The sequence below is a fragment of the Streptococcus sp. 68 genome (assembly GCF_013277415.1).
In the GTDB taxonomy this organism is placed as follows: Bacteria; Bacillota; Bacilli; order Lactobacillales; family Streptococcaceae; genus Streptococcus.
In genome coordinates, this window is record NZ_VMMX01000001.1 from 50,940 (window position 1) to 63,248 (window position 12,309).

At 39.9% G+C, this 12,309-nt stretch carries 15 protein-coding genes; 10 read left to right on the plus strand and 5 right to left on the minus strand.

The genetic code is table 11. The annotated features are described in order from the left end of the window. The first annotated feature begins 5 nt into the window (after nucleotides 1-5). The 6 genes from HT720_RS00255 to HT720_RS00280 are packed head-to-tail and all read left to right on the plus strand — an operon-like array spanning nucleotide 6 to nucleotide 5,373. Nucleotides 6-497, plus strand: a complete 492-nt coding sequence (locus HT720_RS00255; protein WP_000178619.1) for a PTS system mannose/fructose/N-acetylgalactosamine-transporter subunit IIB — start codon at nucleotides 6-8, stop codon at nucleotides 495-497. 14 nt (nucleotides 498-511) lie between these two features. Next, entirely contained in the window at nucleotides 512-1,291 is a 780-nt protein-coding gene (locus HT720_RS00260) for a PTS mannose/fructose/sorbose/N-acetylgalactosamine transporter subunit IIC (RefSeq protein ID WP_000026611.1), read from the plus strand. After that, nucleotides 1,278-2,096, plus strand: a complete 819-nt coding sequence (locus HT720_RS00265; RefSeq protein ID WP_000148013.1) for a PTS system mannose/fructose/sorbose family transporter subunit IID — start codon at nucleotides 1,278-1,280, stop codon at nucleotides 2,094-2,096. Before HT720_RS00260 ends, HT720_RS00265 begins: the two co-directional genes overlap by 14 nt. Next, nucleotides 2,096-2,389, plus strand: coding sequence for a preprotein translocase subunit YajC (gene yajC, locus HT720_RS00270; RefSeq protein WP_000381733.1), 294 nt, complete (start codon nucleotides 2,096-2,098; stop codon nucleotides 2,387-2,389). Before HT720_RS00265 ends, yajC begins: the two co-directional genes overlap by 1 nt. 21 nt (nucleotides 2,390-2,410) lie before the next feature. Beyond that, complete coding sequence (locus HT720_RS00275) at nucleotides 2,411-4,312, plus strand: alginate lyase family protein (RefSeq protein ID WP_173274372.1); 1,902 nt, start codon at nucleotides 2,411-2,413, stop codon at nucleotides 4,310-4,312. A gap of 59 nt (nucleotides 4,313-4,371) precedes the next feature. Then, complete coding sequence (locus tag HT720_RS00280) at nucleotides 4,372-5,373, plus strand: LacI family DNA-binding transcriptional regulator (protein WP_000412461.1); 1,002 nt, start codon at nucleotides 4,372-4,374, stop codon at nucleotides 5,371-5,373. Nucleotides 5,374-5,643: 270 nt separating this feature from the next. On the opposite strand, the gene HT720_RS00285 is transcribed toward HT720_RS00280, so the two are convergent. From HT720_RS00285 to HT720_RS00305, 5 genes are read right to left on the minus strand one after another with little or no spacing between them, the layout of a single operon-like run. Then, nucleotides 5,644-6,222 (minus strand): DUF3278 domain-containing protein, encoded by a 579-nt coding sequence (locus HT720_RS00285; RefSeq protein WP_050167213.1) that lies wholly within the window; start codon nucleotides 6,220-6,222, stop codon nucleotides 5,644-5,646. A 26-nt stretch (nucleotides 6,223-6,248) separates the two neighbouring features. After that, a complete protein-coding gene (locus HT720_RS00290; RefSeq protein WP_000838783.1) occupies nucleotides 6,249-6,575 on the minus strand; it encodes a hypothetical protein in 327 nt (108 codons plus the stop codon). A gap of 10 nt (nucleotides 6,576-6,585) precedes the next feature. Next, nucleotides 6,586-6,828 (minus strand): hypothetical protein, encoded by a 243-nt coding sequence (locus HT720_RS00295; RefSeq protein WP_000712157.1) that lies wholly within the window; start codon nucleotides 6,826-6,828, stop codon nucleotides 6,586-6,588. Nucleotides 6,829-6,838: 10 nt separating this feature from the next. Then, nucleotides 6,839-7,381, minus strand: coding sequence for a DUF3278 domain-containing protein (locus HT720_RS00300; protein ID WP_050167212.1), 543 nt, complete (start codon nucleotides 7,379-7,381; stop codon nucleotides 6,839-6,841). Between the two features lie 15 nt (nucleotides 7,382-7,396). Beyond that, nucleotides 7,397-7,591, minus strand: a complete 195-nt coding sequence (locus HT720_RS00305; protein WP_001082471.1) for a helix-turn-helix transcriptional regulator — start codon at nucleotides 7,589-7,591, stop codon at nucleotides 7,397-7,399. 165 nt (nucleotides 7,592-7,756) lie between these two features. Between HT720_RS00305 and rsmH the strand changes: the two genes are divergently transcribed. From rsmH to mraY, 4 genes are read left to right on the plus strand one after another with little or no spacing between them, the layout of a single operon-like run. Next, complete coding sequence (rsmH, locus tag HT720_RS00310; RefSeq protein ID WP_000159399.1) at nucleotides 7,757-8,707, plus strand: 16S rRNA (cytosine(1402)-N(4))-methyltransferase RsmH; 951 nt, start codon at nucleotides 7,757-7,759, stop codon at nucleotides 8,705-8,707. A gap of 11 nt (nucleotides 8,708-8,718) precedes the next feature. Next, nucleotides 8,719-9,036: a cell division protein FtsL gene (gene ftsL, locus HT720_RS00315; protein ID WP_000840840.1), complete on the plus strand. Its 318-nt coding sequence runs from the start codon at nucleotides 8,719-8,721 to the stop codon at nucleotides 9,034-9,036. A 3-nt stretch (nucleotides 9,037-9,039) separates the two neighbouring features. Next, the gene (gene pbp2X, locus HT720_RS00320) at nucleotides 9,040-11,292 is read left to right on the plus strand and encodes a penicillin-binding protein PBP2X (RefSeq protein ID WP_173274373.1); all 2,253 of its coding nucleotides are present in this window, start codon (nucleotides 9,040-9,042) and stop codon (nucleotides 11,290-11,292) included. A 1-nt stretch (nucleotide 11,293) separates the two neighbouring features. Next, complete coding sequence (gene mraY / locus HT720_RS00325; RefSeq protein WP_173274374.1) at nucleotides 11,294-12,274, plus strand: phospho-N-acetylmuramoyl-pentapeptide-transferase; 981 nt, start codon at nucleotides 11,294-11,296, stop codon at nucleotides 12,272-12,274. The last annotated feature ends 35 nt before the right edge of the window (nucleotides 12,275-12,309 follow it).

Here is a 12,309-nt window from a genome sequence, read left to right on the forward strand (position 1 = left end):
GAAATATGACAATGCCAAATATTATTATGACCCGTATCGATGAACGGTTGATTCATGGACAAGGACAACTTTGGGTAAAATACCTAGGTTGTAATACGGTCATTGTTGCCAATGATGAAGTAAGCACGGACAAGATGCAACAAACTCTGATGAAAACAGTTGTGCCAGACTCAGTTGCCATGCGTTTCTTCCCTTTGCAAAAGGTGATTGATATCATTCACAAGGCCAATCCTGCTCAAACGATCTTTATCGTTGTAAAGGATGTAAAGGACGCTTTAACCTTGGTAGAAGGTGGTGTCCCTATCAAAGAAATCAATATTGGGAACATTCACAATGCCCCTGGTAAAGAGCAAGTGACACGCTCCATCTTCCTGGGTGAAGAGGACAAGGCAGCCCTCAAGGAATTGAACCAAACTTATCAAGTAACATTTAATACGAAAACAACTCCAACAGGAAATGATGGAGCTGTTGAAGTCAACATTATGGACTATATTTAAAAGAGGAGATCGTTATGTCGATTAATGTATTTCAAGCGATTTTAATTGGATTATGGACAGCTTTCTGTTTTAGTGGAATGCTGTTAGGAATTTACACCAATAGATGCATTGTTCTGTCATTTGGTGTCGGAATTATTCTAGGTGATTTGCCTACTGCTCTTGCAATGGGAGCTATTGGTGAATTGGCTTATATGGGATTCGGTGTTGGTGCTGGAGGTACTGTTCCACCAAACCCAATCGGACCTGGTATCTTTGGTACCTTGATGGCTATCACTAGTGCTGGTAAAGTCAGTCCAGAAGCGGCTCTTGCCCTCTCTACTCCGATTGCTGTGGCGATTCAATTCTTACAAACTTTTGCCTACACTGTACGTGCTGGTGCGCCTGAAACGGCGATGAAGCACTTGAAAAACCATAATTTGAAGAAATTCAAGTTCACTCTAAATGCAACAATTTGGTTGTTTGCCTTTATTGGATTTACCTTGGGTTGCTTGGGTGCCCTTTCAATGGATACCTTGTTGAAACTCGTAGACTACATTCCACCAGTATTGCTTACAGGTTTGACAGTTGCTGGTAAAATGCTCCCAGCTATCGGTTTTGCGATGATCTTGTCAGTGATGGCTAAGAAAGAGTTGATTCCCTTTGTCTTGTTGGGATATGTTTGTGCAGCTTATCTAAACATCCCAACAATTGGTATTGCAATTGTAGGTACTATCTTTGCTTTGATTGAATTTTATAACAAGCCAAAAACAGCGAATCATGTGGTAGAGGAGGAAGCACACGATGACTGGATCTAACAAATTAACAAAACGTGATTATCTTAAAACGTCTTTGCGGGCATTCTTTTGTCAAAATGGATTTAACTATAGTAACTATCAAGGGTTGGGATATGCCAATGTGATGTATCCTGCTTTGAAAAAACACTATGGAGAGGATCAGGAAGGTTTCTACCAAGCCTTGGAAGAAAACTGTGAATTCTATAATACCAACCCACACTTCCTACCTTTTATTACCAGTTTGCACCTTGTAATGTTGGAAAATGGCCGTCCGGCAAAAGAGACACGTAGCATCAAGATGGCCTTGATGGGGCCATTGGCAGGTATTGGGGATTCTCTCTCACAATTTTGTTTAGCTCCATTGTTCTCAACCATCGCAGCTTCTTTTGCTCAAGAAGGCCTGGTTGTCGGTCCAATCTTGTTCTTCCTAGCGATGAATACGATTTTGACAGCGATTAAATTGTCAACTGGTCTCTATGGATACAAACTAGGAACAACTGTGATTGATAAGCTGAGCGAACAGATGGCAACGATTTCTCGTATTGCTAATATTATCGGTGTAACCGTAATTGCTGGTTTGGCAGCGACATCTGTTAAGATTATGGTGCCAATCACCTTTGCTGCAGGGGAGGTTAAAGCAGACGCTAAACAAAGTATCGTAAGTATTCAGGGAATGCTTGATAAGGTTGCTCCAGCTCTTCTACCAGCCCTATTTACACTTTTAGTTTACTACTTGATCAAAGAAAAGAAATGGACAACATATAAACTCGTTATTTTAACAGTTATCATCGGAATTATCGGAAGCTGGCTTAAGATTCTAGCTTAATGGATACAACATTGTTTTATGGAATAGTGATTGTCTTGGCAGTGAGCCCCCTTTTACTGTCAAGCTTTCATTCTATTCGTCAGCAAAAGTTGCTTCGCAAACAGATGGAGCAACGAAAAGAGTATTTAGCTTCTTTAACATCTGGTGATGAAGTGTTGTTATTGTCTGGAATTCATGGAAAAATCATTTCTATCAAAGATGACTTGGTCTCCTTGCAGATTGCAAAAGGTGTGGTCATCTATGTAGAAAAGGAAAGTGTAATGGGAAAGACAAAAGAACTGCTTTTTAAGTAGTTCTTTTTCTGGTAATAGATAATGAAAGAAGAAAGAAGACAATTTTTTGAAAGAATTGATGGGGACCAATATCGTGATTATATCTTGTCCCACTGTTCAAAAGACTATGAGAAAGTCAAGAGTTCCCTTGAGCGCTTGATGGACAATCGTTTTATGTTTGATAGTCCTTGGGATATGGAACCTTGTTCAAAAATCCATCAAATCCAGCCGATGGTATGGGATCAAGTATTTGAAGATGATCCAGAATGGGCTTATATGCTCAATCGACAAGAATATCTCTTGCAGTTTATGATAGGGTATCTGGTAGAAGGAGATAAGGGCTATATTCAAAAGTGCAAGTTCTTTCTATTTGACTGGATTGATCAGGTGAGAGAATTTCGTCCTCAATCTTTGATGACTAGAACCTTGGATACGGGTATTCGTTCCTTTACTTGGTTGAAACTACTCTTGCTCCTCTTGAAATTTGACTTGCTAGAGGAGGAAGAACTAGAGAAAATTTTGGTCAGTCTAGAAAAGCAGATTGACTTTATGAAAAGCCATTATCGTGCCAAGTATACCCTTAGTAACTGGGGGATTTTACAAACGATTCCGATACTTGCAACCTATCATTTCTTTTCAGATAAGATGGACCTAGAAGAAGCTTACCATTTTGCTTCAAAGGAGTTGAAACAGCAGATCGAGACGCAGATTTTAGAAGATGGAAGCCAGTTTGAACAGTCGATTCTCTATCATGTAGAGGTTTATAAAGCCTTGCTGGACTTGTGTCTCTTGCTTCCGGACTTGCAAGATAGCTTTCAAGAGCTGCTGGAAAAGATGGCGACTTACATTCAAATGATGACAGGTCTAGATGGACGGACCTTGGCTTTTGGTGATAGCGATTCTACAGAAACGACAGAGATTTTGAGCCTGTCTGCTATGGTTTTGAACAAGGAAGACCTTCTTAACGGTCTGGATGTTAAAGTCGATTTACTTAGCCTCCTGTTCCTGGGGCGAGAAAAGGTCAAGCGACTGCAGGAATTTGAAAAGAGAGCTTGGCAGCCTAAGTTCAGGAACTTTGAAGATTCTGGGCATGTTTGCATTAAGGATGAACATCGTTATCTATTTTTTAAAAACGGTCCGCTGGGAAGTGCCCATAGCCATAGTGACGAGAATAGTTTTTGCTTACAGTATCAAGGCCAACCGATTTTCATAGATGCTGGGCGTTATTCTTATCGGGAGGTAGATGAACGTTATCTCTTAAAGAGTGCTTGGAGTCATTCGACCTGTATAGTAGATGGGAAAGCTCCAGAAAGGATCGTGGGATCCTGGGAATATGAATACTATCCTCACTCCCTGTTTTGTCACCACAAAGAAAGAGAGGGAGTGCATTATATTGAGGGGGCGTATTTGTCAGCAGAACCTGATTTGCCTTATCTTCACAGGAGAAAAATCCTCATGTTGGCAGAGGATGTATGGCTCTTGGTAGATGATATCAGGTGTCAAGGTCAGCATGAGGCGTTGACTCAGTTTATCCTTGACAAGGATGTGACCTATCAAGATGGGAAAATCAATCAGTTGAAACTATGGAGTGAAGTTGATTTTGATTTGGAAGCTACGATCATTTCTCCTAAATACAACGAGCTTGAAAAAAGTAGCAAACTCATCAAACACCAATTCTTTGAGAATCAGATGCTGGATTATACAATCATTGCGCATGAGAGTTTTGAAATCATCCGTCATTCTGTCTACCAGACAGATGGTCATCAAGTAGAAAATGCTCTGGCTTTTGAAGTGAAAAATGACGAAACAGACAAGCTGATTCTGTTATTAAGCGAGGATATTTGTGTAGGTGAAAAATTATGCCTTGTTGACGGAACAAAAATGCGTGGAAAATGTCTAGTATATGATAAAATAAATGAGAGAATGATTCGCTTGCAGTGCTAGAAATAGACGTTTTGAATAGTGAATATGTTATAATGGGTATTAGTAGGAGGTGTTTTAGATTGGAGAAGAAACTGACCATAAAAGATATTGCAGAAATGGCTCAGACCTCGAAAACAACCGTGTCATTTTACCTAAACGGGAAATATGAAAAAATGTCCCGAGAGACACGTGAAAAGATTAAAAAAGTTATTCATGAAACAAATTACAAACCGAGCATTGTTGCGCGTAGCTTAAACTCCAAACGAACAAAATTAATTGGTGTTTTGATTGGTGATATTACCAACAGTTTCTCAACCCAAATTGTTAAGGGAATTGAGGATATCGCCAGCCAGAATGGCTACCAGGTAATGATAGGAAATAGTAACTACAGCCAAGAGAGTGAGGACAGGTATATTGAAAGCATGCTTCTCTTGGGAGTAGACGGCTTTATTATTCAGCCTACCTCTAATTTCCGAAAATATTCTCGTATCATCGATGAGAAAAAGAAGAAAATGGTCTTTTTTGATAGTCGGCTCTATGAACACCGGACTAGCTGGGTCAAAACCAATAACTATGATGCCGTTTATGATATGACCCAGTCCTGTATCGAAAAAGGTTATGAGCATTTTCTCTTGATTACAGCGGATACGAGTCGTTTGAGTACTCGGATTGAGCGGGCAAGTGGTTTTGTGGATGCTTTAACAGATGCTAATATGCGCCACGCTAGGATAACCATTGAAGATAAGCATACGAATTTGGAACAAATTAAGGAATTTTTACAAAAAGAAATCAATCCCGATGAAAAAACTCTGGTATTTGTTCCTAACTGTTGGGCCCTACCTCCAGTCTTTACCGTTATCAAAGAGTTGAATTATAACTTGCCACAAGTTGGGTTGATTGGTTTTGACAATACGGAGTGGACTTGCTTTTCTTCTCCAAGTGTTTCGACGTTGGTTCAGCCCGCCTTTGAAGAAGGACAACAGGCTACAAAGATTTTGATTGACCAGATTGAAGGCCTCAATCAAGAAGAAAGGCAACAAGTCTTGGATTGTAGTGTGAGTTGGAAAGAGTCGACTTTCTAAGATGAAAGGGAAATAACTGGCAACCTCTGTTAAGAAATAAAATAATCCCATCTAGCATGAGCTGGATGGGATTATTTGTCTATAAAATGAGAAATTATGGGAGTAATCTCCTAAATCAACTGTTTTTGATTTACTTCTTTAACTACTTGATAAAAGTTATAGAAGTAGACCAAACTCGAGATGATGGTTACGACTAGGAATATTGGAAATTTCCATTGGATGGGGTTTCTTGATTGTCTTGATTTAAGACTGAAAAATCGTATAGTGAAGTCATTGATTGCTTTTCTCTTTCTGTTTGGTATTTTTAGGAGTTTTTTCCTCCTGTAGGGATAGAAAGCCGTAGGTCAGGGTTCCAAAAATGCTACCGATAATCAGGCCGTACATTAGGAAAGGACCACTTTTATCAAATTGCATGAGCAACTTCATAAAATCTGGAAGGGACATCTGCTGAACGAAGACTTTATGAAAGATGAGTAGGGTAAAGAGGCCAATCTGAAGGCCGATAAACACAATCCAGCTTCGAAATTTGATTTGGGCTTTGCTGTAGGTTTTGAGGATGATTTCTGACTTGTCATCTTTTTCCAGATGGAGTTCTTTGACGGCTTTCTGAGTTTTTAAAGTAATGAAAAAGATGAGTCCAGAGTAAACGTAGGGCATAGCATAGCGAACGGTTTCTATGAAGCGTCCAAATAACAGATAAAATAAGAAGAGGAAGAAGGAAGAATAAACGATTTGAACCATAGAACGGGCACAAGCCTTGTAGATAATCTCTTGTCGGCATTCATCAAAAGGGCCTTGGATATGAAAGAGATTTCGAAGTAGGCGAGTGGTGAAGTCTTCTTTTTTCATACTAGTAACCTCCTAAATGAGCGGTTTTACTGATTTTCTTTTACGAATTGATAGAGATAATAAAGATAAGTGATAGAAGAAAGGCTAGCAATAGTCAGCAGTAAATAATATTTCCAACCGCTTGAGATGAGCATCAGTTGTGGAAAAGATAGAATCATAAAGCACAGTGCTAAGTTGAGTATGCGTGTTTTTTGGGAGTCAATCTTTAGATAAGTCAGTCCTTTGTTGAGGGCTGGAATAAAGACTAGAAGGAGGAATATCTCGCTGAATGGCAAGTCCCCTGAAACGATGATGAAGATGAGAAGAGAACTGAACAAAAGATGATAGGTAAGTAAAGTTAGTAGTGATTTCATAGGGCACCTCCTAATCCTGGTCTTTTTTAGCTCTTGCAATACGAAGTGAGTCGACAATATGTATCATCACTCCGAAAAAGAAAGCTCCCAGTATAGTTTTAAAAATATGTTTTGTATTTAGAAGAGAAGTGATAAAGTTTGGATTTTCACTTGTTAGGGTATCAATGAGTGGAATTATAAAAAATATCACTGTTCCATAAATCGAACCTGCTTTCAGACCAGGATAACGTAACTGTTTCTGTTCTTTTTTCATAAGGCACCTCCTAATTCTCATCTTGATCTTTCTTAGCTTTTGTAATGCGACGGGAGATGAGGAACTGTATGCTTGCTCCGAAGAAGATAGAACCGAGAATGCTTGATACACCATTTCTTATAGTGAGAAGAGACTGAAAATAGTCTTGACCTTCATCTATGAGTATACCGAGAAGAGGAATTATAAAAAACATCCATAGACCAAAGAACAAACCTGCTTTCAGACCAGGGTAATGTAGTTGCTTACTTTCTTTCTCACTCAGCATATCTGGATCAATAGCTGTAATCCCTGTTTTTTTCATTTGGTAGGTGACATAGCCAGCAGCGATGAGGGCAATCACTAAAATCATAGGAGGATAGATTAGAGCCACTTCTTGAGGATATTTATAGGCCAGAACGAGCGGAATAAGATTTCCGAAAATCATCAGATAAAAGAGGAAGATAAAGACTTGATTGCCGATACGATCAGCCTCGCGTCGTTTGTATTCGTCAAGTGGATCAGAAATACCGTATGTGCGCTTGATCAGTTTTTCAGTGAAGGTTTCTTTTTTCATAAGTTTGCTCCTTTTTTAAAAATTATCTTCCCAAAAGAGACTATTGAGGTCAGTTTGGAGGCTGCGGGCGAGATTGAGACAGAGTTCCAGAGTTGGGTTGTACTTGTCGTTCTCGATCATATTGATGGTTTGTCTCGAGACACCGATATCCTTGGCTAGCTCGAGCTGGGAAATACCCAATTCCTTGCGAAATTCTTTCACACGATTCATCTGGACTCCTTTCTGATTCATGTCGTATATATTTGACTACATTATATTCTTCTATAGAGTGAATGTCAAGCATATTTGACATATTTCTTAAAGAAATCTTACTTTTTTTGACCTATTTGTCTGACTAGTGCAAGCTGGTCGGATTTGTGGTAAAATAGATAAGATATGACAAAAGAATTTCATCATGTAACGGTCTTACTCCACGAAACGATTGATATGCTCGACGTAAAGCCTGACGGTATCTACGTTGATGCGACTTTGGGTGGAGCGGGCCATAGCGAATATTTATTAAGTAAATTAAGTGAAAAAGGACATCTCTATGCCTTTGATCAGGATCAGAATGCCATTGACAATGCGCAAAAACGTTTGGCACCTTACATTGAGAAGGGAATGGTGACCTTTATCAAGGACAACTTCCGTCATTTACAGGCACGTTTGCGCGAAGCTGGTGTTCAAGAAATTGATGGAATTTGTTATGACTTGGGAGTGTCTAGCCCTCAATTAGACCAGCGTGAGCGTGGTTTTTCTTATAAAAAGGATGCGCCACTAGACATGCGGATGAATCAGGATGCTAGCCTGACAGCCTATGAAGTGGTGAATCACTATGACTATCATGACTTGGTTCGTATTTTCTTCAAGTATGGTGAGGATAAATTCTCTAAACAGATTGCCCGTAAGATTGAACAAGCGCGTGAAGTCAAGCCAATCGAGACTACGACTGAGTTAGCAGAGATTATCAAGTCGGCTAAACCTGCCAAGGAGCTCAAGAAGAAGGGCCATCCTGCTAAGCAGATTTTCCAGGCTATTCGAATTGAAGTCAATGATGAACTGGGAGCGGCAGATGAGTCCATCCAGCAGGCTATGGATATGTTGGCTCTGGATGGTAGGATTTCAGTGATTACCTTTCATTCCTTAGAAGACCGCTTGACCAAGCAATTATTCAAGGAAGCTTCAACAGTTGAAGTTCCAAAAGGCTTGCCTTTCATCCCAGATGATCTCAAGCCCAAGATGGAATTGGTAGCCCGTAAGCCAATCTTGCCAAGTGCAGAAGAATTAGAAGCCAATAACCGCTCGCACTCAGCCAAGTTGCGCGTGGCCAGAAAAATTCACAAGTAAGAGGAAAAAGGATGGCAGAAAGAATGGAAAAAACAGGTCAAATACTACAGATGCAACTTAAACGGTTTTCGCGTGTGGAAAAAGCTTTTTACTTTTCCATTGCTGTAACCACTCTTATTGTGGCCATTAGTATTATTTTTATGCAGACCAAGCTCTTGCAAGTGCAGAATGATTTGACAAAAATCAATGCGCAGATAGAGGAAAAGAAGACCGAATTGGACGATGCCAAGCAAGAGGTCAATGAACTATTACGTGCAGAACGTTTGAAAGAAATTGCCAATTCACACGATTTGCAATTAAACAATGAAAATATTCGAATAGCGGAGTAAGATATGAAGTGGACAAAAAGAGTAATCCGTTATGCGACGAAAAATCGGAAATCGCCGGCTGAAAACAGACGCAGAGTTGGAAAAAGTCTGAGTTTATTATCTGTCTTTGTTTTTGCCGTTTTTTTAGTCAATTTTGCAGTCATTATTGGGACGGGCACTCGCTTTGGAACAGATTTAGCGAAGGAAGCTAAGAAGGTTCATCAAACCACCCGTACAGTTCCTGCCAAACGTGGGACTATTTATGACCGAAATGGAGTCCCGATTGCTGAGGATGCGACATCTTATAATGTCTATGCGGTCATTGATGAGAACTATAAGTCAGCAACGGGTAAGATTCTTTACGTAGAAAAAACACAATTTAACAAGGTTGCAGAGGTCTTTCATAAGTATCTGGACATGGAAGAATCCTATGTAAGAGAGCAACTCTCGCAACCTAATCTCAAGCAAGTTTCCTTTGGTTCGAAGGGCAATGGGATTACCTATGCCAATATGATGGCTATCAAAAAAGAGTTGGAAACTGCAGAGGTCAAGGGGATTGATTTTACAACCAGTCCCAATCGTAGTTACCCAAACGGACAATTTGCTTCTAGTTTTATCGGACTAGCTCAGCTCCATGAAAATGAAGATGGCAGCAAGAGTTTGCTGGGAACCTCTGGAATGGAGAGTTCCTTGAACAGTATTCTTGCAGGGACAGACGGCATTATTACCTATGAAAAGGATCGTCTGGGTAATATTGTACCTGGAACAGAACAAGTTTCCCAACAAACGGTAGATGGCAAGGATGTTTATACAACATTGTCTAGTCCGCTACAATCTTTCATGGAAACTCAGATGGATGCCTTTCTAGAAAAAGTAAAAGGTAAGTATATGACCGCGACCTTGGTCAGTGCAAAGACCGGTGAAATTCTCGCTACCACCCAACGACCTACCTTTAATGCAGATACTAAAGAAGGAATCACTGAGGACTTTGTTTGGCGTGACATTCTTTATCAAAGTAACTATGAACCAGGATCAGCCATGAAGGTTATGACGTTAGCTTCTTCTATTGATAATAATACCTTCCCAAGTGGAGAATACTTCAATAGCAGTGAATTAAAAATAGCGGATGTGACGACTCGAGATTGGGATGTTAATGATGGTTTGACTACTGGTGGGATGATGACTTTCTCACAAGGTTTCGCTCACTCCAGTAATGTTGGAATGAGTCTACTTGAACAAAAAATGGGAGATACTACTTGGTTGGATTATCTAAACCGCTTTAAATTTGGGGTCCCAACTCGCTTTGGCTTGACAGATGAATACGCTGGTCAACTTCCAGCTGATAATATTGTCAATATTGCTCAAAGCTCATTTGGTCAAGGGATTTCAGTAACACAAACACAAATGCTTCGTGCCTTTACAGCTATTGCTAATGATGGAGTTATGCTGGAGCCAAAATTTATAAGTGCTATTTATGATACTAACAATCAGTCTGTACGAAAGTCTAAAAAAGAGATTGTAGGAAAACCTGTATCTGAAGATGCAGCAAGCTTGACTCGTACTAACATGATATTAGTTGGGACGGACCCTCTATATGGAACTATGTATAATCACCACACAGGAAAGCCAATTATAACAGTTCCTGGACAAAATGTAGCAGTTAAATCCGGTACGGCTCAAATCGCTGATGAGAAAAATGGAGGATACTTGGTTGGTTCTACCAATTATATTTTCTCAGTTGTGACTATGAATCCTGCTGAAAATCCTGATTTTATCTTGTATGTAACGGTTCAACAGCCTGAGCATTATTCAGGTATTCAGTTGGGGGAATTTGCCAATCCTATCTTGGAAAGAGCAGTGGCTATGAAAGATTCCCTTAACCTCCAATCTACCGCTAAAACGTTAGATCAGGTAACCAATCAAAGCGCTTATGCCATGCCTAGCATCAAGGATATTTCACCCGGTGATTTGGCGGAAGCTTTACGTCGCAATATTGTGCAACCAATTGTTGTTGGTGCAGGTACGAAGATAAAAAATGCCTCTATTGAGGAAGGGAAAAATCTCGCACCAAACCAACAAGTTCTTCTTTTATCGGATAAGGTAGAAGAAATTCCAGATATGTATGGTTGGACAAAAACAACCGCAGAAGCTTTTTCTAAGTGGTTAAATATAGAACTTGAATTTGAAGGTTCAGGCTCTACTGTGCAGAAGCAGGATGTTCGTGCTAACACAGCTATCAAGGACATTAAAAAAATTACATTAACTTTAGGAGACTAATATGTTTATTTCCATCAGTGCTGGAATTGTGACATTTTTACTAACTTTAGTAGGAATTCCGGCCTTTATCCAATTTTATAGAAAGGCGCAAATTACAGGCCAGCAGATGCATGAGGATGTCAAACAGCATCAGGCAAAAGCTGGGACTCCTACAATGGGAGGTTTGGTTTTCTTAATTACTTCTGTTTTGGTTGCTTTCTTTTTCGCCCTATTTAGTAGCCAATTCAGCAATAATGTGGGAATGATTTTGTTTATCTTGGTCTTGTATGGCTTGGTCGGATTTTTAGATGACTTTCTCAAGGTTTTTCGTAAAATCAATGAAGGGCTTAATCCTAAGCAAAAATTGGCTCTTCAGCTTCTAGGTGGAGTTATCTTCTATCTTTTCTATGAGCGTGGGGGCGATATGCTTTCAGTATTTGGTTACCAAGTGCATCTAGGGATTTTCTATATTTTCTTCGCTCTTTTCTGGCTAGTCGGTTTTTCAAATGCAGTCAACTTGACAGACGGCATTGACGGTTTAGCTAGTATTTCAGTGGTGATTAGTTTGTCAGCTTATGGAGTTATTGCCTATGTGCAAGGTCAGATGGATATCCTTCTAGTAATTCTTGCCGTGATTGGTGGTTTGCTCGGTTTCTTCGTCTTTAACCATAAGCCTGCTAAAGTCTTTATGGGGGATGTGGGAAGTTTGGCTCTCGGTGGAATGCTGGCAGCTATCTCTATGGCCCTCCACCAAGAATGGACTCTCTTGATTATCGGAATTGTTTATGTCTTTGAAACAACTTCGGTCATGATGCAAGTCAGCTATTTCAAACTGACTGGTGGTAAACGTATTTTCCGTATGACGCCTGTCCATCACCATTTTGAACTTGGAGGATTGTCTGGTAAAGGAAATCCTTGGAGCGAGTGGAAGGTTGACTTCTTCTTTTGGGGAGTTGGGCTTCTAGCAAGTCTCCTGACCCTAGCAATTTTATATTTGATGTAAGAATGGCATCCTGATGTTTCAGGGTGTTTTTGCTG